We start from the raw sequence: 25,246 nt of genomic DNA, 5'->3' as shown, positions 1-25,246 counted from the left end.
CAACAATTAACACAAAATAAATATGAAGAAATTAATTTTACTATTAATTGCGTTCGTATTTAGTACGCTTACTTTTGGTCAAGAAAGGCCGATTGCTAAAAAAGTAGAGCAAGCTAAATTAACGAGTCGCAGTTTTAAATCGTATGATGTATTCAGCGATGTAATTCAACAAAAAGGGAATCAATTTGCAGACTTTGCAAAAGGAGTTTCTGTTTTTAATTTAGAAAAAGCAGAATTAACTAAATTATATCAATCAAAACCAACTTCTTTAACATTAGATGTTCCGTTTGAAGGGCGTCAAATTAGTTTAGAATTAGTAAAGAATGATGCATTGTTTACGGATAATTTTAAAGCAGTCGATCAAAATAATAAATTAATTAATTACAAACCAGGATTGTATTATCAAGGAATTATCCAAGGAGATAAAACGTCTGTTGTTGCAATTTCTATTTTTGAAGATCAAGTGATTGGTGTTGCTTCATCTACTGCTCTAGGAGATGTGGTTATTGGTAAATTACAAAATTCTGAAGAATATGTAACGTATTCTTCATATAATGTGGAAGCAAAAAGTAACGTAAAGTGTGCTGTAGATCTATTAGAAGAAAATAAAAATTATAAACCTAATTATGATCCAAAAATCTTAAAAAAAACAGCGAATGAAATGACTGAAAAATGTGTTCGTGTTTATTATGAGATTGCATATGCTCCATATAAGCAAAATGGTTTAGACGAAACAAAAACACTGAATTGGTTAACAGCTATCCATAATAATATTGCGACACTTTATACAAATGATTACATCAGAACTTCTTTATCTAAAGTAATGATTTGGAAAGAGCAAGATCCATATACGGGTAATTATAGTGCTCAGTTAAATAAATTTAGAACAACAAGAACAGAATTTGATGGAGATTTAGCGCATTTGGTTAATTATCCATCTACAACTTCTGTTGCTTATCTAAATTCAATGTGTAACAATGAATATCATTTTGCTTATTCAGGAATTAACATGACTTATAATAATGTGCCTGTTTATTCTTGGACAATTATGGCTATGACACATGAAATGGGGCACGCATTAGGTTCGCCTCATACACATGCATGTTCATGGAATGGAGATAATACTGCAATAGATGGTTGTGCTCCAACTTATGATCCTAGTTTAGCAGAAGGGACTTGTCCTACAGGACCAATACCTTACGCTGATAAAGGTACAATTATGAGTTATTGTCATTTAGTAGGTGGAGTAGGTATTAACTTTTCTAATGGTTTCGGAGAACAACCAGGGAATTTAATTCGTGCTACTGTTGATGGTAAAATTTGTTTAAGTACAGATTGTAGTATGACTTGTCAACAAACGATAAAATCTGTAACAGGTTCTCTTGAAGGACAAAATATTACATATACGTTAAATGATGATGTAGGTACTGTTTGGATTTATAAGTTTCAGAAAATTGGTGATACAGAAGCTCAATGGAAAGAAACGACATCAAAAATATTAAAGTTTGAAAATTTAGATCGAAATGCATATTACAGAATTGAAGTAGCAAATAAATGTACAGCAACATCTAATTCTTCTTCTGTAACATCAATTATTGAAATTCCTGGAGATTATTGTAATGGAGATATTTATTATGATTCTGGTGGAGCAAATGGAAACTATTCGCCTAATGAGAATTTTATAAAAGTATTTAAACCTCTTGTTGCGGGCGAAAAAGTGTCAATCACTTTTACAGAATTTGATGTAGAACCTGCTGATGAAAATGGAGTTTATGATTATATGAATGTTTATAATGGAACATCTAGTAATGCTTCAAAATTATTTGAAAATGGAAAAGAATTAAACGGAAATAAAATTCCTGGACCATTCGTTTCTACGGATGATTCTGGAGCAATTACTATTCGTTTTAGATCAGATGGTGGATTAGAATTAAGAGGATGGGCAGCACAAATTAATTGTAATTCTTTAGGATTAAAAGATTTAAATAAAGTTGAATTTAATATTTACCCTAATCCTACTACTGATTTTGTTACACTATCAAGTAAAGAAAAAATTGTTAGCTATCAAGTTTTTGATATGTCAGGTAGATTGTTAGTAGAAACAAATAAGATAGATAAAAAAGAATCAAAAATAGATTTATCTAAATATCCAAAAGGAGTATATTTATTAAATATAAAAACAGATAAAAAATCTTATTCGCAAAAAGTGACTAAGAAATAAACTGTACTAATTTTTTTAAGTTTTAAGAGGTTGTTAATTTATTAACAACCTCTTTATAAATCTAAATTTAATTGATCTGGTAATAATTTAAATGTCATTCTGTGATAAGGAGTAGCTCCAAATTCTTTTATTGCTAAACGATGAGCTTTTGTTGGATAACCTTTGTTTTTTTTCCAATCGTACATGGGGAATTCTTCGTGTATTCTTTCCATATATTCATCACGATACGTTTTTGCTAAAATAGATGCTGCCGCAATATTCATATATTTTGAATCACCTTTTATAATACATTTGTGTGGGACATCATGATATTTATTAAAACGATTTCCATCAACAACAATCAAATCTTTCGGACAATCTAATTGATCAATAGCTCGATGCATAGCCAAAAAACTAGCGTTTAAGATATTTATTTCGTCAATTTCATTCGGCCAAACAATTCCAATTGCCCAATATTTAGCATTTTCTTCTATAAATGTTCTCAACGAATTTCTTTTCTTTTCAGATAATTGTTTTGAATCATTAATAATATCATTTTCAAAATCTCTTCCTAAAATAACTGCTGCTGCTACAACAGGACCGCTCAAACAACCCCTTCCTGCTTCATCACAACCTATTTCATATTCGTGATTTGATAAAACTTTATACAATTTTTTATTTTTTTAACAAAGTTATCAAAATTTAGCATAAAAAAGTTTTGTAAATGTTAGAGAAATCTTAAGTTTATGAAAGTTTTAAAAATGTTTTAACAGATGAGGAGAAATTTAAAAAACTTGTTTGTATTAGGAGGACTTCTTTTAGGAGCTTCTTTATATGCGCAAGAAAAGACAGTTACAGGAACTGTAACAGACTCTGATGGACTTCCAGTAGCTGATGCTGTTGTAAAAACAACATCAGGAAAAGAAGCTTACACTGACGAAAATGGGGTGTTTAGTATTGAAGCTAAACAAGGAGATTTAGTAACAGTAGAAGCAATGGGATTACCAACTCAAACTTTTTCAGTTGGTGCAGGTTCAGAATATAAAGTAACTCTTAAGCCTTCTGAAACGGTAGAGTTAGAAGGGGCTGTAGTAACAGCATTAGGAATTACTCGTGATAAAAGATCATTAGGATATGCATCTCAAGAGGTAAAAGGAGATGTTATTCAAGCAGGTAGAGGAAGTAATGCATTACAATCTTTATCAGGGAACGTAGCTGGAGCTCAGATTACAGCACCTTCTTCTTTAGGAGGATCTACTCGTATTACTTTAAGAGGTATTGGATCTATTACAGGAGAAAACAGGCCATTAATAGTTATTGATGGTATTCCATTAGCTAATAATAATGTTAATGACAGTAATACGCAACGTGGTGCTGGAGGACGTGATTATGGTGATGGAGCTTTTGATATTAACCCAGATGACGTAGAGTCTATCAACGTCTTGAAAGGTGGTCCTGCATCAGCTTTATATGGTTCTCGTGCTGTGAATGGTGTAATCATGATCAAAACGAAAACTGGTAAAAAAGGTAGAGAAGATATCGTTGTTAATACTGGTGTTGCTTTTGAATCAATTAATCAAATTCCAAGTCTTCAAAATTTATATGGGGGTGGAGCTTCTGATACCTTTGAAACTGTAAATATTGGAGGTAAAGATTATCAAATTGTAGATTATGCTACAGATGAATCTTGGGGACCAAGATTTAACAATCAAGAAGTTTTACAATGGTATGCTTTTGATCCTGAGTTTGCTAGCGATTACATGAAAACAACGCCTTGGAGAGCTTCAAAAAATGACGCTAAATCATTCTTTAATACAGGTGTTGCTTATACTAATAGTGTATCCTTTGCAAAATCATATGAATCAACTAATTTTAGAGTTTCATTATCTAATGTCAATCAAACAGGTATTGTACCTAATTCTACATTAAAGAAAACAACAGCAGGTATTAACTTATCTAATAAATTTAGTGATGTATTTACTGTAACGACTAATTTAACTTATACAAGAACGGATGGTTTTAATAGACCAGAAGTAGGATACGGGGATAACTCAGTTGCTCAAAAAATGTTCCAATGGGGACAAAGACAATTGGATTATAATAAATTAAAAGATTATAAATTAGCTAATGGTAACCAACGTTCTTGGAATAGAACATCTTGGGATGAAGGAACTCCTGCATATTCTGATAATCCATATTGGGTAGTGTATGAAAATACATCAAAAGATAAAAGAGATCGTTTTTATGGAAATGTAGAGTTTAAATATGACATCGCACCAGGACTTTATGCTGTTGCAAATGTAATGGGAGATACTTATGATATGCAAGTGTCTGAACGTGTTGCTGTAGGATCTCAAGCAATGTCAAAGTATTCTGAAGCGTACTATAAGTTTACTGAGATGAACTATGAAGGACGTATACATTTTGATAAAAAATGGGGAGACTTCTCCTTAAATGCTTTTGCAGGGGTGAACAGAAGACACAAAACACAAAGTAGATTATCATCTTCTACAAATGGTGGATTAGTTGTTCCTAATTATTATTTTATTGGAAATAGTTTAGATAATCCAACAACATCGAGTTTTAGAGAAACTTCAGAAGTGAACTCTATATATGGTATGATCTCTTTGGGATATAAGAATATGTTATTCTTAGAGGCAACGGGCCGTAATGACTGGTTTTCTTCATTACCTATAATAAATAATAGTTATTTTTATCCATCTGTCACAGGGAGTTTTGTATTCTCTGAAGTATTTAAACCAAGTTGGTTAAATTTTGGTAAATTAAGAGCAGGTGTTTCGCAAGTTTCATCTGATTTAACTCCATATCAAACAGGGGATGTATTAGGTTCAAGTATAAACTTTAATGGAACGCCTACATTTATTCAGTCAAATACTAAGATGAATCCGTTATTAAAACCTGAGATTAAAGATACATGGGAAGTTGGTTTAGAAGCATCTATGTTTAATAATCGTTTCGGTTTTGATGTGACTTATTATAATGAGAAACGTACAGATTTATTAGTGCCAGTTCAGCACTCTTGGTCTACAGGAAATGGATATAAGTGGTTGAATGCAGGAGAGATGAGTAACGAAGGTGTTGAAGCATTAGTAAATATTGTTCCATTAAGAAATCAAGATTTTGAATGGAAAGTAACGTGGAATTTTGCTAAAAACAACAATAAAGTAGGTAAAGTTTCTGATGAAATGGATTCATACAATTTATCAACTGCACCATTTAGTGTTCAATTATGGGCTATATCAGGTCAGAAATATGGACAGCTTATGGGTAGAGATTTTGTTTATGATGATAATGGAAATAAAGTTGTTGATGCAAATGGATTTTATGAAAAATCAGCAGTAACAAACTTAGGATCAATTATTCCTGATTATAACATGGGTATTAGAAATACATTTACATACAAAGGTGTTGCTTTATCAGCTTTAATTGACATTCAAAAAGGAGGTAAATTCTTCTCTACTTCACATATGTGGGGAATGTACTCTGGAATGTTAGAAGAAACAGCAGCAAATGGAGTGCGTGAGAATGGAGTTGTTGCAGATGGTGTAATGTGGGATGAAGGAACAAAATCATATGTTAAAAATACAACTGAAGTTTCTGCTTACGATTATTATAAAGCATATTATAATGGTGTAGATAGCCGAAATGTTTTTGATGCAGACTACATCAAATTACGTGAAGTAACTTTATCGTATACTTTCCCTAAAAAATGGGCAGGGCCTTTTGCTAACGTTACTGTATCTGCATTTGGTAGAAACTTAGCTACATGGGGATTAGATAAAAAAGGATTTGATCCTGAAATGGCTTCTTATGGTTCTGGAAATATACAAGGTATTGAAGGAGGGTCTTTACCATCTACAAGAACTTATGGTATGAATCTTAAGTTACAATTCTAAAAATTAAATTATTATGAGAATCAATAAAACAATTATATTATCAGCATTACTAGGAAGTGCTTTATTATCTTCTTGCGATAATGGATTTGAAGAAATGAATATTAGTCCTAATGCACCCGAAAATGCGCCTACATATACAATCTTTCCAATTGCAACTAAAATATTTGTTGATGAAATGAGAGATGGATGGGTGTCTGGACGTATGTTATTGCCTTGGGTACAATATTCAGCACAGAGAAACTATACAGAAGAGGATAAATACGCTTATCGTACGACAACAGGAGATCAAGCATGGAACGCAAGTTATCGATCTTTATCAAACTTAAAAAAGGTAATAAGTATTTGTACAGATCCTGTTTTAGGACCACAACAAGCTGCTTACGGAGATGTTGATACACAGATTGCTGTAGCACGTATTATGATGGCTTACGAATTCTTAGATTTAACAAATTATTTCGGAGATGTTCCATATTGGTCATTAAGTGGTGCAAAGAATCCAGATTTTCAAGCTTTACAAATTGATACGTATGCTCAACCTAAATATGTTAAGCAAGAAGTTATCTTTAAAAATTTGTTACAAGAGCTAAAAGAAGCTGAAGCGCAATTGGATATTACTGAAAAGAATGTATTTACAAGTCCTGAGAATAAAATTGGTGACCAAATTTATTTTGGAGATGCATCTAAATGGAAAAAATTTGCAAACTCGTTACGTTTAAGAATTGCTAACCAAATTAAAGATGTATATCCTGAAGCGAAAGCTGAAATGCAAGATGCTATTGCAAAAGGAATTTTTACCTCAAATGAAGACAATGCTTTGCAACATTATGGAACATCGGCTGTGGAAGGTTCTCCATTTTGGAGTGAATTTTTTGTAGGAAATAGAAATGACTTCTATGTGAATAATCAATTAATAAGATTATTAAAAGGACAATCTGGTAATTATGGAGTTGATCCACGTTTACAAAAATATGCTGCACCTTTAGGAACATCAAAAGCTAACGCTGGTTCAGGTAACTATGTAGAAACGGATGATATTACAAAATATCAAGGAATTCCTTATGGATTACCTTCTGATCGTTTATCATCAAATAATCAGGTATCTAAAGTATCTCCATTTTCAAAAACTATTTTCTCTGCAGATTATGCTGAGGTTTTAATGGAATACTCTGAAGTAGAATTCTTGTTATCAGAAGCTAATGGTTGGAACCAAACTAATTATGTGAATGGTGTGATAGCATCTATGCAAAAATGGGGAGTAGATCAAGCTAAAATTGATGCTTATGTAGCTGCATTACCAGCTGCAAATAAAGAAAATGTAATTACTCAAAAGTATATTGCTTTGTATATGCAGCCTCAAACTGCTTGGGTAGAATATAGACGTACAGGATATCCTAATGGTAGTATTTTATTATTACCTGGTCAAACTGGATATGAAATAGATGGTACTCCATACGTATTCACTCCATTAGTAGCAGGTATGACTGATATTCCGTATAGAATTTCATATCCATTAGGTGAACAAACTCTTAATACTACAAATTGGAATGAAGCAGTTTCAGCTTATGGCGGAAAGGATCCAATTAATGGAAAATTATGGTGGATGACTAAATAATATAATATCCATTTTCTTTATAAAAGCAGCAAAATTATTTTTGCTGCTTTTTTTATTTTATTGATTTTTAATGAAATAAATTGTATATTGGATAGTAAATATTATGAGTATGTTAAAAATTAAAATATTTTGTTTTTTTGCTTCTTTTTGTTTAGGTGTCAATGCTCAACAAAATTTATTAACAGATGGGGTTGATAGAACTTTAAATGAAAGAATATCCCATCAAATAAGTAATATTCAAAATGAAATTGCTTTAAGAAATAAAGGTGAAGTGATAACTCAATATGAAGGTAGCCAGTATTTTAATCCAAATTTTGAGGATATAGAAATAAAAGGTTTTAATTTAGACTTTTCTAAACTTAGATACAATGCTTATTCAGATGAAATGGAATTTGAAAAAGATGGACAGATTTTTAATTTAACAAAAGTTCCTGAATTGATGATTTATTTTCCTTTAACTCAATATCAATTTCTTAAATATCCAACTAAAAATGGAAAAATTGAAGGGTATTTAGAGGTTTTAGTTTATGATAAAGAAAAATATTCTTTATATAAAAGGAATAAAAAAATTATTACTCACGGAGAATTTAAAAATAATGCAAATAAAGCAAATACAAAATTCTCATTGGTGAATGACAGTGACTTATATTTAATTAGACATAAAGAAGATAAGTTTTATGTTTTTCCTACAAATGAAAAACAATTAAATAAAATTCAAAATAGTCCAGAATTAGTAGATTTTGTAAATAAGAATAATTTGAATCTAAGTTTAGAGAAAGATAAAATTAAACTTGTTGATTATATGAATAAACTTTAAGATGAATATTAAACAAAATAGCAAGCCAATTGGCTTGCTNNGCTTGCTATTTTGTTTAATATATTGATAATTCTTAATTCGAATAATTAGGAGCTTCTTTTGTGATCACAACATCATGTGGGTGAGATTCGTGTAAACCAGCACCTGTGATACGTACAAATTTTCCGTTTTCAATTAAATCTTGAATACTTGGAGTTCCGCAGTAACCCATTCCAGCACGTAATCCACCGCATAATTGGTAAACAACTTCTGCAATAGAACCTTTGTGAGGAACACGACCTTCAATTCCTTCTGGAACTAATTTTTTCGCATCAGCTTGGAAATAACGATCTTTAGAACCGCGTTTCATTGCAGCTAAAGAACCCATTCCTTGATATGCTTTGAATTTCCGACCTTGGAAAATAATTTCTTCTCCTGGCGCTTCATCTGTACCAGCAAATAAACTTCCTAACATGACCAAGTTTGCACCAGCAGCAACTGCTTTTACAATATCTCCTGATAATTTGATACCACCATCTCCAATAATTGAAACGTTTCTTGTTTTTGCGTAAGAATGCACGTCATGAATAGCAGAAAGCTGAGGTACACCAACACCAGCTACAACACGAGTTGTACAGATAGAACCAGGTCCAACACCAACTTTTAAAGCATTTGCTCCAGCATCAATCAAAGCTTTTGCAGCTTCTGCAGTTACAATGTTTCCTCCAACAATATCTAATTCAGGGAAAGCATTTCTAACTTCAGCAACTTTACTAATAACTCCAGCTGAATGTCCGTGAGCAGAATCTAACGCTACGATATCAACACCTTTGTTTACTAAAGCTTGAACACGTTCTAATGTATCAGCACCAACTCCTACACCTGCTCCAACACGTAAGCGACCTTTTGTGTCTTTACATGCGTTAGGGAATTCTGTTAAGTTGTCAATATCTTTAATCGTGATTAATCCAATTAATTTATTGTTTTCGTCAACGATTGGTAATTTTTCGATACGGTAACGAGAAAGAATTTCTTTTGCTTTCTTAAGGTCAGTATCAATATCAGAAGTGATGATATTTTCTTTTGTCATCACATCTTCTACCAATTGATCGAAGTTTTCTTGGTAACGAATATCACGATTTGTAATAATTCCAACCAATGTTCTATCCTCTTCAACAACAGGTAAACCAGAGATTTTATATTTCTCCATTAAGTTTACTGCGTCTTGTAACTTGTGATGACGAGATAAAGTAATTGGATCAGAAATCATTCCGTTTTCCGAACGTTTTACCATATCAATTTCATTCGCTTGTTCTTCGATCGACATATTTTTGTGAACGAAAGATAAACCTCCTTCACGCGCTAATGCAATAGCTAATCTTGCTTCGGATACAGTATCCATTGCTGCAGAAACTATCGGAATGTTAAGGGTGATATTGTCTGTGAATCTTGTTTGTAGAGATACTTGGTTCGGTAATATCTCTGAGTAGGCAGGCACTAATAACACATCGTCAAAAGTGAAGCCCGTTTGTAGAATTTTGTCTGTTAAAGGCATTGCTTTTTGCATTGCAAATTTAGATGAAAAAAGTTTAGAATCAAAACTATTTGAGAAAATGTATCTTAATTTTGAAGGATTTGATGTTTTGTTAATATGTAAATGAATCGATTAGAAAATTTAAAATTAATTTTAAAATATTCGATAAATCTATATTGTTTAGATGAGATTCTAATCAGAATTTAATCATTTCAATCCTAAGCTATATCAATTTTTTATCTTATTTTCGCAAGATAGTTTATTAAAACAAAATGGATATAAATTTCAAAAAGTGGAACAACATCTTGGGTGTTGCGATGTTCTTGATAGCGACAATATTGTATTTGGCGTCGATGGAGCGTTACCTGAGTTTGTGGGATTGTGGTGAGTACATTGTATCATCAGCAAAATTGGGAATTACGCATGCACCAGGGGCAGCTTTGTTCCAAATAATGGGAGCAGTTTGGTCTGGTTTAGCTTTTGGTGACGGAAGCAAATACGCCATATTAATCAACAGTACATCTGCCTTGTATAGTGCAGGAACAATTATGTTTTTGTTTTGGACAATTACATATTTTGCTCGAAAAATGTTTGCAAAAACGCAAGATCCAATGAATGTTGATGCGATTGAACTAAATGCTTCTCAAAAAATTATAACATTAGGAAGTGGATTAGTTGGAGCTGCAATTTTTATGTTTAGCGACACATTCTGGTTTTCTGCGGTAGAAGGAGAAGTTTACGCAATGGCATCTTTCTTTACTGCGCTATTATTTTGGCTGATTACAAGATGGGATCAAGTAGCAGATACACCTAGAGGAAACAAATGGTTAGTAATTATTTCGTTGGTGATTGGTTTATCGATTGGTGTTCACTTAATGGCAATGCTAGCAATTCCAGCAGTTTGTTTTGTATATTATGCTCGAAAATATAGATTTACAATCAAAAGTTTCTTAATCGCAAATGTAATTACGTTGATTATTTTAGCTTTTGTATTCAAAATAATTTTCCCAGTTGTGATGACATTCTTTGGAAGAACAGAGATTTATGTAGTAAATAATTTGGGAATGCCTTTTAATTCAGGAACAATTATCGCCGCTATCATTTTAATTGCAGTTTTCTATTTTGCGATTAAATTAACTCAGAAATATGGTTCAGCATTATTGAATACAATTTCGTGGTGTGTGATTTTTATGTTGATTGGTTTCTCATGTTGGTTAGTTATTCCGATTCGTGCAAACGCAAATCCTCATATGAATTTGAATGATCCTGATACAGCTTTGGGTGTTTTAGATTATTTTAATCGCGAACAATATGGTTCTTGGCCTGTGATGTACGGACCAGTTTTTACGGCTCATATTGCAAGTGATGGAATCAAACGTGATACTAACGGAGCGCCAGAAAGTACAGTTCGTAGTTCTGAATATATCAAGGATCAACGTACAGGAAAATATTTGAAAGTTTCGGATCGTTTAGATTATACATACGAAGATAAATATGTAAAGTTTTTCCCTAAAATGTTTAGTCCAGATCCAGGTGTAATGGAGAATTATGCGGCAGTTTATGCTTTTCCAAAATTCTCTTTGAATGCACAATATGCTGGTGATAAAGAAGCGCAACAAATGTACGCTCAATTGGTAGAAAAGCGTCAAAATAGACAATTAAAAGTTGCAGAACTTAAGAAATATGGTGAGATTTTAGATATCGAACCACCTACATTTGGTGAACAATTTAATTACTTTATTGATTACCAAATCAACTATATGTTTATTCGTTACTTTATGTGGAATTTCTCTGGTCGTCAAAATGATTTAGAAGGTAATTTTGAGATTACAAAAGGTAATTGGATTTCAGGAATTCCATTTATTGATAATCCACGTTTAGGAGATCAATCAAAATTACCAGATGAATATAGAAATGATGGAACAAATGTATATTTCATGTTACCATTATTCTTAGGTTTAATCGGGTTATTTACACAATTAAACAGAAATTTTGTTAACTGGTGGTCATTGTTGTCATTGTTTATTTTAACAAGTGTCGGAATCATCTTTTACACATCTGTAAAACCTTTCGAGCCTCGTGAACGTGATTATGCATTGGTAAGTTGTTTCTATGCATTTGCGATTTGGGCAGGATTGGGTGTACAAGGAGTTTATTTATTACTTCAGAAATTGATGAAGCAAGAATTGAAACCATCTTTAGCAATTGGAACGACAGTTATTTTAGCTGGTATTCCAATTTTAATGGGAGCTCAAAACTGGGATGATCACGATCGTTCAGAGCGTTCTGTAGCTTATTCTTTAGCTTACAATTATCTGAATCCGCTCGATAAAAACGCTATTCTTTTTGTCTATGGAGACAATGATACTTATCCACTTTGGGGATTACAAGAAACCGAAAATTTCCGTGATGATGTAAAAATTGCGAATTTAACGTTGGCTGCTTCTCCATGGAATTTAGAACAATTGTTACGTAGAACGTACAATGCAGCGCCTCTTCCAAGTGATTTGAAACCGAAAGATTATCAATCTGGAACTAACGATCAAATTTTTGTTGTTGGAGGTTCTATTAAAAATATTTTTGATCAATTGAATAGTTTCATCAAACCAGGATCTAATCAAACATTAGAAACGTTAAGTCAAATGCCAATTGAACAAGTTGCTCAATATTTATCTGATCCTGAAATTGATCCAAATCAAGTGATGTCAGTTTATAAAAGTTTAAAACCTTTACAAAAATATTTAACGACAGACAGTATGACCGCTAAAGAAGCGATGGATTTTATTTTAAATAATAAATCTCCAGAAAAACAAGCTTTAGCAGATTATTTTGGTTATTCAATTGGACAAGCAAATTATTTACCTGTTTCTAAAATTGTAGTTCCAGTAAATAAAGCAAACGCTCTAAAATACGGAATTGTAAGTGCAAAAGATGCCGATAAAATGGTTGATTCAATCACAATTAATATAAAAGCGTCAAGTTTGTTCAAAAACAATTTATTGTTGTTGTCAATGATGGCGAAATACAATTGGGATCGTCCTATTTACTTTAGTGGAGGAGGAATTTCTGATCCAGAAAATACATTCTACATGAATGATTATTTATTGAATGCTGGAATGAGTTATAAATTAGTTCCTATTTATACGCCTTTTGGTAAAGGAGGAATTATTGGTGCTTCTGATAATGACATGTTATTAAGAACATTCAATTCGTATAAATGGTCTGGATATAATAACCCTGATGCTTCATTTAGTTTGACAGAGCGTAATTATACATCTTCTTATAGAAATACTGCTGTTCGTTTGGCAGATGATTTATTGAATGCTGGACGCAAAAAAGAAGCGATTGCAGTTTTAGACAAAGTGATGTTAGAAATTCCTGCTTTAGCGAAATACGATATTGGTTATGGAGTGAGTAGAATTGCCGGAATTTATTTGAAAGCTGGTGAGGATAAAAAAGCACAAGAATTGTTTGCACATGTTCGTAAAGAAGCGAATGCAAAAATTGCTTTCTTCGAGTCGTTACCTTCAGGAAAAGGATATTCAATTGGTTCAGATTTAGCCGCGGCTAAAAATGATTTGATGATGTCAATCTACAATGAAGCTTCCGCTTTAGGTGAAAGAGGTGACAAAGAAAAAGCATTGAAAGTTTTTGAATCTGCTTATAATCCTGTTTTGAAGAAATTCGAAACCTTATATAAAGAAGTTGTTGCAGACGGAAAAGTTGATGCAGCTGATCAAGCAAAAATCATGAATCAGTTTAATTATTTAGACGAAATGATTGGTGTAGCAGCAGAAATTGATACCAATTATGCGAAACAACAACAGAATATTTTATACAAAATGGTCGGACAATAAGTCAAATCAATAAAAACAGAAAAGCTCCAAAAATTATTTTGGAGCTTTTTTTGTATAATAAAGTTTTGAATATTAAGTAATTGTTAATTTTAATATGTTTTATCATTATTGATTTTTAGAGTTTGGCACAAAAATTGAAATTATACAAATAAGTTTAACAAAATTGTAAATATTTTAAAACATTATAAAAATGAAAAAAGTATTATTAACAGCTGCTTTAGCAGTAGCAGGTATGGTAGGAGTTTCAGCACAAACGTCAGGAGTAGAAGGTACAGTACACGTGGGTATTCCAGTAGGTAATGCATCAGATGTTTCTTCTTTTAACCTTGGAGTAGACTTAGCTTACTTACATCCTATTGCAAATAATTTCAAATTAGGAGCGAAAGTCGGGTATGACCATTTTATTGCTAAAAGTGATTTTAAAGATTTAGGAGGAGAAGATTTTGGGTTTATTCCATTAGCAGCAACTGCAAAATACGAATTCAGTAACAATTTATTTATTGGTGGAGATTTAGGTTATGCAATTGCTACGAAAAGTGATATGGACGGAGGTTTATTCTGGCAACCAAAATTTGGTTATTCAGGAGCTAACTTTGATGTATATGCTGGATATAAAGGAATTGCTACAAGTAATAACTATGGATTTGATAAAAAGTTTAATGCAGATGCAGTTTCTTTAGGATTTGCTTATAAATTCTAATAACAAGAACAACTTATACTTGATACAAGCTACATCGAAAGATGTAGCTTTTTTTTATTAATATGCTTTTATGAATGTTAAAATTAAATGATTAATATATTTAATATGAGTTAATTAATATTTGTAGTACTCTTTTTTAACATTATTTGGCACAAGACTTGAAATTATGCATACATCATAATTAGAACTATAAAATTTAAAAGATGAAAAAAATATTTTTTATTGCTGCTGCAATGTTAGGAGTTGTAAGTTTGAGCGCACAAGAAAAAACAACATCGTCACAATTTGGTATAAAATCGAGTGTTAATATGTCTTCTTTTAATGGAGATGATGTAAAGGACAATGATTATAAAGTTGGTTTTAGTGCAGGTGTTTATGGACATTTTCCAATTACTGATCAATTTGCTGTTCAACCAGAGGTAAATTTTACAAGAATGGGAGGAAAGTACAAAGATGAAGTAATGGAAGTAGGAAATACAACTGTAAAAAGTAAAAACAAAACGACTTTAGATTATATTCAAGTTCCAATCATGTTCAAATACTATCCTGCTGCATCTCGTTTTAATATAGAGGCTGGTCCACAATTTGGATTTAATCTGTATGCGAGCAACAAACAATCTACAAGTACATATGCGAATAATACCGTTTACACAACAGAACAAAAGTTTGATGTAAAAGATGATGTAAAAAACTTTGACTTTGGTGTTAACTTCGGTTTGGGATATAATGTAACAGACAATATCAATGTTGGAGCGAGATATTATATGGGATTAACTAAAATAGGAGATAATAAAAACAATAACAATGTAGAAGTTGGAGATGTAAAAAATCATTCGTTTTCTATAGGAGTTGGATATTCGTTCTAATCGAGAATATTAAGCATAAACAAAAGGATTCTGAAAATTTTCAGAATCCTTTTTTGTGTTTTTATAAAATTTAGTATTAATCTTTCAAAGCAATTTTTTTGATGGATTGTGTCAAAATTATTTTATTAATGATGAATAAAATGATCACGATGATTAATCCAAAACTGAACACTTCCCAAATGTGAGAAGTTTCTGTTGCCATAAATTTTCCGACTTTTTCTTTGATGATATCTAAAACAAAATAAACTAACGGAATCGAAATAAGATAACTAATCAACATGAATATAATTGAAAATTTAAGATACGGACGAGCCAATTGATTGATGTTATATCCAATCAAAAATAAATCTTTCGTTTTGTGTTTATTCTTTTCAATCATCAATTGAAAGTTAATAATCATCAACCAAATCGCTGCGAAAACAATGATTAAACCAATAAATAAAACCAACGAAAAAGCTAATTTTAGATAATACGTCAATTCATTATTTTTCAATTCATCTTTGTTGATATCATAATTTTGTTGCTCAAAATAAGTCGAAGCATTTTCATCTCCTTGAGATTTCGTTTCAACAACAATTCGCGAAGGTTCTGTATTTTTTTGAGGCGCATAAGTTTGATTTGCCCATTCCAAAAAGTTTTCAGGAACTAAAATCGTATTAATTTTAGTCGTAAAATCGACAATTCTTGCTTGATATACTTTCTGATTTTCTCCTTTTCCTAAAATCAATTGAAAAGGAATTTTAGTAAATAATCCTTCCGAAACTTGTGGTAAACCTTGACTTGTTGCAAAACCAAAATTGTACAAATTCAAATAACTTTTCGGAATAATAATCGGAATAAAATCTTGTCCTTCTTGCCATTTCCAATCCGATTCTTTGACATCAATAAAATCTTCTGGAACAGATTCGAAAAATAAATCAGTCGAAAAACCACGAATTCCAGCAACACCACCAACTTGCAATTTTACAGGAAACTGACTGCTTTTGAATGTTCCGACTTTCGCAACAAAATTTTGCGATTTCAAATCGTTAATTTCATCTTCACTAAAACTTGGCTTTTCTCCAGTTAACGTTTGTAAAGACGATATTTTTTTGTTCAAAACTACATAATTTGCTTTCCAAACTGAGCTATCTTCTCCAAAATTTTTGGCATAATCCAAATAAATTGTTCCAGCTAAAATCAAGATAAAAAATCCGATAATAGAGAAAAAACAAAAGGTTGTAATTCGCAAAAAACTTAGGTTTTTACGAACTAATTTTTCGATTAAAGTTTTAGAGTTGAATGACATTTGCAAGGCGTTTATCGTGAATTTCGTGTAAGCTTGTAAAGATGATTCCAGCGTTATTTTTTGCAGCTTCTTCGGTAACCAAATCAATCAAAAGTTGTTGATTCACTTCGTCCAAATGACTAAAAGGTTCGTCTAAAAGTAAAAAATCAAATGGTTGACAAAGTGCACGAATCACCGCAATTCGTTGACGTTGACCATAAGAAAGATGAATCGCTTTTTGATGTAAATGACTTTTTAAACCAACTTTTTCAATCCATTCAATAATTTGATTTTCGGATTGATGTTGCGTTAATACATTTTTTAATTGAATATTTTCCATCAAAGTCAATTCTTCAAACAAATGTAAACCTTGAAAAACATAGGCGATTTTTTCACGTCTAATTTTTGTCCAATCATTCAAAGAATAATTCTTAATATTTCGTCCATCAAATAAAACTTCTCCGTCATAATCTTTTCTATCACCGTACAAAATATTAATCAACGTCGATTTTCCAACACCAGAATGTGCAACGATTTGATAAATATTTCCGCTCGAAAAAGTGTATGTATTTTTCCAAATTTCAGATTGTTCGAACCCAAATTCTTTCAAAGGATGCGGAACAAGTTGACTGATTTTAATTTCCATTTTGTTGTGCAGCTTGGTTGAAAAATAGTGAATAAGCTTGGTCTAAAAGTAAGAAAATCACTTCCAAACTATTTTTATCCGTCTTTTTCATATGTATTTTTCCTGTTTTTGTGTATTCATTCGAAACGCGGTAATCGATGTGATCAAAATTGGATAAAACCGTTTGCATTTCTTTCGTATTTCCGAACGGAATTTGTTGATAAATATAATTTTGAACTTCTTTTGGGTATTGATCAAAATTTAAATTCACGTAACCAAACATCGGATTTGAAGCGTTTGTAGCATATTCTGACGTAACAAAATTTGAAGAACTTACCATGTTGTTCAAATATTGATTCATGATCGATTGATTATTTGTGATGTACATCAAATTGTTTTTGTACGTCATATAAATCTTCATATTTGTGGAAATTGGCAGCATGTAATAAGGTCCAATTTTCTGAATATTTTCTTGATGGGCTTTAATAAATTCGTTGAAGAAAAGATCGTTTTTCATTTTTCCTCCCAAAACAAATTGCGGATAAACAACTTGCTTAATAAAAGCTTCTTTCTTACCAAAAAAATCATTTGGATTAAATGCTTTTCCGATCTCAAAATCATATACACTAAACAAAGCTTCGCCTTCGAAACTTTGTTCTAATTTGTTCAAATCAATGTCATATTGTTCTAAAAAAGTAGTCAAGAAATTTTGATTTTCGAACACATAACGGGTGTTTGCAGGATAAATACCAAGTCCAATATTCATGTAACTTTGTGCAGGAAAATATTTAAAAAAATCAGTATTGATTTTTGATTTCCACATCGGATGTTTTTGCAATTCAACTTTTGTAATCGCATCTGGATGAAATTTCTGCGTAAAACTAATTCCGTCCGAAGTAAATGAAATAAAATTAACCCAAGAACTTTTTGTAAAATCAAGGTTTTTCTTTTCAGAACTTTCATGTTTTGAAAAGTTCTTCAAGAAATTTCCTGTGTACCAAATGTTGATATCCTGCGAGTTTTTAACAAAATCTCCAAAACTATTATTTTCCTTCGCAAGTGAATGTTTATCGTTGATAATTTTCGTAAAATAATCTTGAATTGCTTTTTCTCCAACACCAAATTCAGAAACAATCAATAAAAATTGAGATTTATTCCAAGCCATAAACGGTTTATTGAATCCAGAAATCGTCGTAAAACCATCTTTCTTTTCAAACGAAATATTTTTTTTGTATAAACCTTTGTAAATGGTTGATAAATGTTTTTCAAACTGATCTTTGTCGCGCATATTTGTAATCAACGCAACCATATTTTTTCCATTAATTTTTTGCCCAAAAAGGTAAATAGGACTGATAATATCTACGCCTGCTGAGGTCGGATTGTTTTTGATATCATTTAATAATTGATCAAAAGTCGGATCTTGATTTTTAAGTTCGCCTTCGGCTAATTGATAAATTTTGTATTGTTCTAATTTCTGAAAATTACCTTTTTCTGCAATTGATTTTGGATTTATCAACGCAACAAAATCTGCATCTGTTGGAATCAAAACCGTATAATCTTCGTTTTTGGAACAACTTGCAAAAAGCAAAATAATGAATAGAATCGAGTAATATTTGAAGCCTTTTTTCATCGAAAAAATATCTTTAAAAATTGTTGTTAATTATTTGGTTAATGCTGAATTAAATCTGAAAACATCTGATTTTTATTCAAGAATTGTTAAATCTATAATATCGGGATAAATTTAAGCAATTATTAATATGATTTTCGTTTCTATAACAATAAAAATATGTAAAAATTTCTTATATTCGCACTCCTTGATTTAGAAGAAATAAGAAAGAATTCGATGGCAAAAAAGTTTAGAGAATATAAGCACTTAGACTTGGTACAAGTCTCAAAAGAAACGTTAGAAGATTGGAAACAAAATAATGTTTTCGAGAAAAGTATTTCTACGCGCGATGGAAATCCATCTTTTGTGTTCTATGAAGGTCCTCCTTCTGCAAACGGAAAGCCAGGGATTCACCACGTTTTAGCACGTTCTATCAAAGATATATTTTGTCGTTACCAAACCTTGAAAGGAAAACAAGTTTTTCGTAAAGCGGGTTGGGATACGCACGGTTTACCAGTAGAGTTGGGAACTGAGAAAGAATTAGGAATTACTAAAGAAGATATTGGAACTAAAATTTCAATTGAAGAATATAACGAAGCGTGTAAACGTACAGTAATGCGTTACACAGATTTGTGGAATGATTTGACTGAAAAAATGGGTTATTGGGTGGATATGGAAGATCCATATATCACATATAAACCAAAATATATGGAGTCTGTTTGGTGGTTGTTGAAACAAATCTATAACAAAGATTTGTTGTACAAAGGTTATACAATTCAACCATATTCTCCGAAAGCTGGTACAGGTTTATCTTCACACGAGTTAAATCAACCAGGAACTTATCAAGATGTTACGGATACAACGATTGTTGCTCAATTTAAAGTAAAGAAAGATTCTACGACTCTATTCAATAATTTTGATGGAGATGTGTATTTCTTAGCTTGGACAACGACACCTTGGACGTTGCCATCAAATACAGCGTTAACAGTTGGTCCAACTATCGATTATGTTGTAGTTGAAACATTCAATCAATATACATTCGAGCCAATTCGCGTAATTTTAGGAAAACCATTGGTTGCTAAACAATTCGGTAAACCATATTTCTTAGCAGAAACAGAAGAAGATTTCAAAGTTTATGCGGCAGGAAATAAGACAATTCCTTACAAAATTGTTGGAGAATACAAAGGTGCTGATTTAGTTGGAACGCGTTATGAGCAATTATTACCTTGGGCGTTGCCTTACGAAAATGTAGAGAATGCTTTCCAAGTAATTCCTGGAGATTTCGTAACAACAGAAGATGGTACAGGTATCGTACACACTGCGCCTACTTTTGGTGCGGATGATGCGCGTGTTGCAAAAGATGCAGGTGTTCCTCCAATGTTGGTATTAGATACGCATGGAAATCCTGTTCCTTTAGTAGATTTACAAGGTCGTTTTGTGGCTGACTTACCAGAAGGTTACGGAGGTAAATATGTGAAAAATGAATATTACGATGATGGAACTGCTCCTGAAAAATCGGTTGATGTAGAAATCGCGATTTTATTGAAAGAGGAGAATAAAGCGTTCAAAGTAGAGAAATATAAACACAGTTATCCACATTGTTGGAGAACCGACAAACCGATTTTATATTATCCATTAGATTCTTGGTTCATCAAAGTAACGGATGTAAAAGACCGTATGGTTGAATTGAATAAAGAAATCAATTGGAAACCTAAAGCAACTGGTGAAGGACGTTTCGGAAACTGGTTAGAAAATGCGAACGATTGGAACTTATCTCGTTCTCGTTATTGGGGAATTCCATTGCCAATTTGGAGAACTGAAGAAGGGGACGAAGTAACTGTAATTGGTTCTGTAGAAGAATTAGTTGCTGAAATTGAAAAATCAATTGCGGCAGGCGTAATGACTTCTAATCCTTTCCAAAATTTCGAAGTTGGAAATATGACAGAAGAAAACTATGATTTGATCGACTTACACAAAAATGTAGTAGATGAAATTACATTAGTTTCTGCATCTGGAAAACCGATGAAAAGAGAAGCTGATTTGATTGACGTTTGGTTTGATTCTGGAGCAATGCCTTATGCGCAAGTTCACTATCCATTCGAAAATAAAGAATTGATTGATAACGGAACAATGTATCCAGCTGATTTTATTGCAGAAGGTGTCGATCAAACACGTGGTTGGTTCTATACATTACATGCAATCGGTACATTAGTTTTTGATTCGAAAGCGTACAAAAATGTAATGTCAAACGGATTGGTTTTAGACAAAAACGGACAAAAAATGTCTAAACGTCTAGGAAACGCAGTCGATCCATTTGATACATTGGCAACTTATGGTCCTGATGCAACGCGTTGGTACATGATTGCGAATGCGCAACCTTGGGAAAACTTGAAATTTGATATTGCTGGAGTTGACGAAGTTCGTCGTAAATTCTTCGGAACATTATACAATACCTATTCATTCTTCGCTTTATATGCGAATGTAGACGGATTTACATTTGAGGAAGAAGAAATTCCTGTAAATGAAAGAGCTGAATTGGATCAATGGATTATTTCTGAATTGAATACATTAACGAAAAAAGTTGATGCATTTTTAACTGATTATGAACCAACAAAAGCAGCTCGTGCAATTCAAGAATTTGTGATTGATAATTTATCAAACTGGCACGTTCGTTTATCAAGAAGACGTTTCTGGAGAGGTGATTATTCGAAAGATAAAATTGCAGCTTACCAAACATTGTACAAAGTTTTAGAAACTGTTTCAATTTTAGGTTCGCCAATCGCACCATTCTTCATGGATCGTTTATACAAAGATTTGAACGCAGCTACAGGTAAAAATGCAGCAGAATCTGTGCATTTAGCAGATTTCCCAGTTGCAGACGAATCATTGATTAAAGCCGAATTAGAAGAGCAAACACATTTAGCACAAACGGCAACAAGTATGATTTTATCACTACGTAAGTTGAGTGATAATAAAGTACGTCAACCATTACAAAAAGTAATGATTCCTGTGTTGAATGATACGATGAAAGCTAATTTGGAAGCTGTATCAGAATTATTGAAACAAGAAGTTAACGTTAAAGAAATTCAACTTTTAACAAACGAAGAAGCATCAAATCTTTTAGTGAAATCTATCAAACCTAATTTCAAGACTTTAGGTCCGAAATATGGAAAAGAAATGAAGGCTATTTCGGCTGCTACAGCAGAATTGACGAATGAAGAAATTGTTAAATTAGAGCAATCAGGTAAAATAGATTTGTTAATTGACAACAAAACATTAACTTTAGATTTAGAAGATTTTGAAATTGCTACAAAAGACATCCCAGGATGGACTGTAGCGTCTAATTCTACATTGACAGTAGCACTTGATTTACAATTAACTGAAGAGTTAATTAATGAAGGTGTTGCACGTGAATTGGTAAACAGAATTCAAAATCTACGTAAAGAAACCGGACTAGAAGTAACCGACAAAATTATACTTAACTTAAAAAATGATGAATCAATCGTAAATGCAGTCGAGCAAAACAAAGATTACATTTGTTCTGAGACATTAGCAGAAGATCTTGTTTTACAAGACCAAGTTGCAAATGGGTCAGAGGTTGAAATTAATGGATTGATGACGCAAATTGCGATTACTAAATTGTAAGCGTATGGCAACAACAGATGAAAAAGTAAGGTACTCTGATGCAGAGTTGGAAGAGTTTAGAGCAATAATTCAAGAGAAATTAGATCAAGCGATAAAAGATTACGAATTATTGAAAGAAGCTTACACAAACGATAGTAACAATGGTACTGACGATACGTCTCCAACGTTCAAAGCGTTTGAGGAAGGTTCTGAAACCATGTCGAAAGAACAAAATGCACAATTAGCAGCACGCCAAGATAAATTTATCCGTGACCTGAAAAATGCATTGTTACGTATTTCGAACAAAACATACGGTATTTGCCGTGTAACAGGAAAATTAATTAACAAAGATCGTTTGAAATTAGTTCCGCATGCTACATTAAGCATCGAAGCTAAAAATATGCAACGTTAATCAAGTATTTTGAAAAAAGTAGTACTCATTACCATTTTGGTTTTAATCATAGACCAAATCTCAAAATTTTACGTGAAAACACACTTTTTTTTAGGTGAAGACGTAGATGTTTTGGGTTGGTTTAAAATAGCATTTGTAGAAAATCCTGGAATGGCATATGGAATGCATTTCGGAGGAGAAACAGGTAAAATCGTTTTATCACTTCTACGAATTGCTCTAATCGGAATGATTATCTACTATATTAATGCATGGTCGAAAAAACTAAATAATAATTTCTTTATCATTCCGATTGCGCTTGTTTTGGCAGGTGCTATAGGGAATGTGCTTGATGGAATTTTTTATGGCGTTATTTTCGATAAAGGAACTACTTACAATGAAATGTTTCAGGATTGGGTAGGGTATCAAGGTGTCGCACAAGCAAACTTTGCTGGTTATTCTGGTTGGTTTACGGGCTGTGTCGTAGATATGCTTTATTTCCCAATTGTGGAGTTTGATTGGCCTTCTTGGATTCCAATTATAGGTGGACAACATTATAAGTTCTTTCAGCCTGTATTTAATATCGCAGATTCGGCTATTTTTATTGGAGGACTTACTTTGTTCCTTTTCCGTAAAAAAGCCTTTACAACCGAAAATGGTGTAAGATTAAGATTTTAAAAAGATAATCCCTCAGTTCAAACACTGAGGGATTTTTTATTATATTTATTTGAACAAGAATTGATTTTTATGAATAGTTGGTTTAATCTTTTAACTGAAATGAAAGTTGTGACAAGAATGATTTGTTTAAATATGTCACGATTTATCATATCAAAAGTTGTTCTTATGATAAGAGCTTTATAGGTAAAAGTATTTCTTTAGATAATATAATATCAATCATTAATAAAGATTCTATTAATATTCAATATGATATTTTGGAAATATTTGTAGTAATAAAGGAAGATGATATAAGTGATTTAATCGTAACATATAATCCTTTCGAATTATTTGAGAATTCCTACGTTTATAAAGTAATTTCTAATATTAATGAAGAACTGAAGAATCAGTTTATCATCAATTCAGAAAAAGTCAAATGATTATGAAATTGAAAAAATATTTACCATTTGTGATTTTTATTATTGCTGTATTAGCGTTAATACAAATTAGATATAGACATGTAGGAAAAAAAGAATTCGAATTTTTTTATTCAACGTCAATAAATTCAAAACAAAAATCTATATCTGCAGGAACAGGAGGTACGAGAATAACTTTAGTTGATAATAGAAGATTTATTTTTTAACCTTATACAAACAAAGGGATTACTTTTGATCATATATTAAAAGAAGGAGATGTAATAATAAAAAAAGAATATTCAGATTCTCTTATTTTAATAAAAAATGAAGGAGAATTTATTTTTAAATTTCGAAAATTTTAATAACTTGTTCTGGACATATTATTAAATAATAAAAACTAAACTTTCCTTCATCAAAATATTTTTTAGATGATTATAATATTTTACATCGAAGGAGACGGAGCATACGTATAATCATCATCTTTTTTGTAAATCAACTTCGAATTTAGATCTTGTAATTCTGTAATTTTTCCATTCTTCTTGATGATTTTTAATTTTGAAACTTCATTCGTTTTCCGATTTTTCAGTTCAAGAATATTATTTACTATTTTAACATCATAATTATCAGCTTGCATTAATATAGATCTAGCGATAATATCTCCATTTTCATCAGGTACGATTTTCGATTTATACTCTGTTTCTTCAGGGTAACTATTTGTTCTTATAAAAGCAGAATAATCATTGACTTGTAAAATTATTTCATAAGGAGATTCGGCTGGTAATAATGTGTCTTTTTCTAGTTTCCAAATAAAGTATTCGTTGTTAAAAGTTGGTTGATATAACTTAGCTTTCGGAGGTTCTGGAAGAGATGGAACTTTCTTTATTTTAGGAGGTGCTAAAGTTGTTTTCTTTTTATTTTGCCCAAAGGAAATATTAGAAATAACAATGAATATTAGAAATAATAATTTGGTAGTTTTCATAAGAGTTGATTTATATGAAATTACAAAAAAACTATTTATAATAAAAAAACTCCTTTCAATTTCTTGAAAGGAGTTCTGTTGTGGTCCCTACTGGATTCGAACCAGTGACCCCCTGCTTGTAAGGCAGGTGCTCTGAACCAACTGAGCTAAGAGACCTTTTAGAATTTTATTTGAAAGACTTTCTATTGTCTTTATGTGGTCCCTA

The 25,246-nt window shown here is 31.7% G+C and carries 18 protein-coding genes and 1 tRNA gene; 12 read left to right on the top strand and 7 right to left on the bottom strand.

Annotated features, from left to right (window positions below):
- The first annotated feature begins 22 nt into the window (after window positions 1-22).
- The gene (locus B4H69_RS00915; protein ID WP_291092405.1) at window positions 23-2,221 is read left to right on the top strand and encodes a M12 family metallo-peptidase; all 2,199 of its coding nucleotides are present in this window, start codon (window positions 23-25) and stop codon (window positions 2,219-2,221) included.
- 53 nt (window positions 2,222-2,274) lie between these two features.
- Here B4H69_RS00915 and B4H69_RS00910 read toward each other — a convergent pair whose 3' ends face one another.
- Window positions 2,275-2,871 carry a ribonuclease HII gene (locus tag B4H69_RS00910; RefSeq protein WP_291092403.1) on the bottom strand — a complete coding sequence of 199 codons (597 nt, stop codon included), beginning with the start codon at window positions 2,869-2,871 and terminating at the stop codon, window positions 2,275-2,277.
- A gap of 102 nt (window positions 2,872-2,973) precedes the next feature.
- Between B4H69_RS00910 and B4H69_RS00905 the strand changes: the two genes are divergently transcribed.
- From B4H69_RS00905 to B4H69_RS00895, 3 genes are all read left to right on the top strand, one after another.
- Window positions 2,974-6,117 carry a SusC/RagA family TonB-linked outer membrane protein gene (locus B4H69_RS00905; RefSeq protein WP_291092401.1) on the top strand — a complete coding sequence of 1,048 codons (3,144 nt, stop codon included), beginning with the start codon at window positions 2,974-2,976 and terminating at the stop codon, window positions 6,115-6,117.
- Between the two features lie 13 nt (window positions 6,118-6,130).
- Window positions 6,131-7,729 (top strand): SusD/RagB family nutrient-binding outer membrane lipoprotein, encoded by a 1,599-nt coding sequence (locus B4H69_RS00900; RefSeq protein WP_291092399.1) that lies wholly within the window; start codon window positions 6,131-6,133, stop codon window positions 7,727-7,729.
- Between the two features lie 109 nt (window positions 7,730-7,838).
- Window positions 7,839-8,546, top strand: a complete 708-nt coding sequence (locus B4H69_RS00895; RefSeq protein WP_291092397.1) for a hypothetical protein — start codon at window positions 7,839-7,841, stop codon at window positions 8,544-8,546.
- Window positions 8,547-8,619: 73 nt separating this feature from the next.
- Here the strand turns inward: B4H69_RS00895 and guaB are convergent, their stop codons facing one another.
- The gene (gene guaB, locus B4H69_RS00890) at window positions 8,620-10,080 is read right to left on the bottom strand and encodes an IMP dehydrogenase (RefSeq protein ID WP_291092470.1); all 1,461 of its coding nucleotides are present in this window, start codon (window positions 10,078-10,080) and stop codon (window positions 8,620-8,622) included.
- Between the two features lie 251 nt (window positions 10,081-10,331).
- Here guaB and B4H69_RS00885 point away from each other — a divergent pair, with 251 nt between their 5' ends.
- The 3 genes from B4H69_RS00885 to B4H69_RS00875 all read left to right on the top strand — a co-directional run bounded on the left by B4H69_RS00885 (window position 10,332) and on the right by B4H69_RS00875 (window position 15,482).
- On the top strand, window positions 10,332-13,916 hold the full coding sequence (locus tag B4H69_RS00885; protein ID WP_180905035.1) for a DUF2723 domain-containing protein: 3,585 nt from the start codon (window positions 10,332-10,334) through the stop codon (window positions 13,914-13,916).
- Window positions 13,917-14,106: 190 nt separating this feature from the next.
- Window positions 14,107-14,616, top strand: coding sequence for a hypothetical protein (locus B4H69_RS00880; RefSeq protein ID WP_180905034.1), 510 nt, complete (start codon window positions 14,107-14,109; stop codon window positions 14,614-14,616).
- Between the two features lie 203 nt (window positions 14,617-14,819).
- On the top strand, window positions 14,820-15,482 hold the full coding sequence (locus tag B4H69_RS00875) for a porin family protein (RefSeq protein ID WP_291092395.1): 663 nt from the start codon (window positions 14,820-14,822) through the stop codon (window positions 15,480-15,482).
- A gap of 76 nt (window positions 15,483-15,558) precedes the next feature.
- Here B4H69_RS00875 and B4H69_RS00870 read toward each other — a convergent pair whose 3' ends face one another.
- From B4H69_RS00870 to B4H69_RS00860, 3 genes are read right to left on the bottom strand one after another with little or no spacing between them, the layout of a single operon-like run.
- Complete coding sequence (locus B4H69_RS00870; RefSeq protein ID WP_291092392.1) at window positions 15,559-16,770, bottom strand: ABC transporter permease; 1,212 nt, start codon at window positions 16,768-16,770, stop codon at window positions 15,559-15,561.
- Window positions 16,754-17,395 carry an ATP-binding cassette domain-containing protein gene (locus tag B4H69_RS00865; RefSeq protein ID WP_291092390.1) on the bottom strand — a complete coding sequence of 214 codons (642 nt, stop codon included), beginning with the start codon at window positions 17,393-17,395 and terminating at the stop codon, window positions 16,754-16,756. Before B4H69_RS00865 ends, B4H69_RS00870 begins: the two co-directional genes overlap by 17 nt.
- Window positions 17,385-19,004 carry a DUF4836 family protein gene (locus B4H69_RS00860; protein WP_291092388.1) on the bottom strand — a complete coding sequence of 540 codons (1,620 nt, stop codon included), beginning with the start codon at window positions 19,002-19,004 and terminating at the stop codon, window positions 17,385-17,387. Before B4H69_RS00860 ends, B4H69_RS00865 begins: the two co-directional genes overlap by 11 nt.
- A gap of 213 nt (window positions 19,005-19,217) precedes the next feature.
- On the opposite strand from B4H69_RS00860, the gene ileS reads away from it, so the two are divergent.
- The 5 genes from ileS to B4H69_RS00835 all read left to right on the top strand — a co-directional run bounded on the left by ileS (window position 19,218) and on the right by B4H69_RS00835 (window position 24,289).
- Window positions 19,218-22,625, top strand: coding sequence for an isoleucine--tRNA ligase (gene ileS, locus B4H69_RS00855; protein ID WP_180905030.1), 3,408 nt, complete (start codon window positions 19,218-19,220; stop codon window positions 22,623-22,625).
- A 4-nt stretch (window positions 22,626-22,629) separates the two neighbouring features.
- Window positions 22,630-23,016, top strand: coding sequence for a TraR/DksA family transcriptional regulator (locus B4H69_RS00850; RefSeq protein WP_115001530.1), 387 nt, complete (start codon window positions 22,630-22,632; stop codon window positions 23,014-23,016).
- 9 nt (window positions 23,017-23,025) lie between these two features.
- Complete coding sequence (locus B4H69_RS00845; RefSeq protein ID WP_038331916.1) at window positions 23,026-23,670, top strand: lipoprotein signal peptidase; 645 nt, start codon at window positions 23,026-23,028, stop codon at window positions 23,668-23,670.
- Between the two features lie 122 nt (window positions 23,671-23,792).
- Window positions 23,793-24,086, top strand: coding sequence for a hypothetical protein (locus tag B4H69_RS00840; RefSeq protein WP_180905029.1), 294 nt, complete (start codon window positions 23,793-23,795; stop codon window positions 24,084-24,086).
- A gap of 2 nt (window positions 24,087-24,088) precedes the next feature.
- Window positions 24,089-24,289, top strand: coding sequence for a hypothetical protein (locus B4H69_RS00835; RefSeq protein WP_180905028.1), 201 nt, complete (start codon window positions 24,089-24,091; stop codon window positions 24,287-24,289).
- A 215-nt stretch (window positions 24,290-24,504) separates the two neighbouring features.
- On the opposite strand, the gene B4H69_RS00830 is transcribed toward B4H69_RS00835, so the two are convergent.
- Window positions 24,505-25,041, bottom strand: a complete 537-nt coding sequence (locus B4H69_RS00830) for a hypothetical protein (RefSeq protein ID WP_180905027.1) — start codon at window positions 25,039-25,041, stop codon at window positions 24,505-24,507.
- 81 nt (window positions 25,042-25,122) lie between these two features.
- Window positions 25,123-25,197 (bottom strand) — tRNA-Val (locus B4H69_RS00825).
- Window positions 25,198-25,246: the final 49 nt, after the last annotated feature.

It is taken from the genome of Empedobacter sp. UBA6745 (assembly GCF_002453775.1).
GTDB lineage: Bacteria > Bacteroidota > Bacteroidia > Flavobacteriales > Weeksellaceae > Empedobacter > Empedobacter falsenii_C.
The sequence above is the reverse complement of the archived record's forward strand: the minus strand, read 5'-3'. Positions and strand labels throughout refer to the sequence as shown.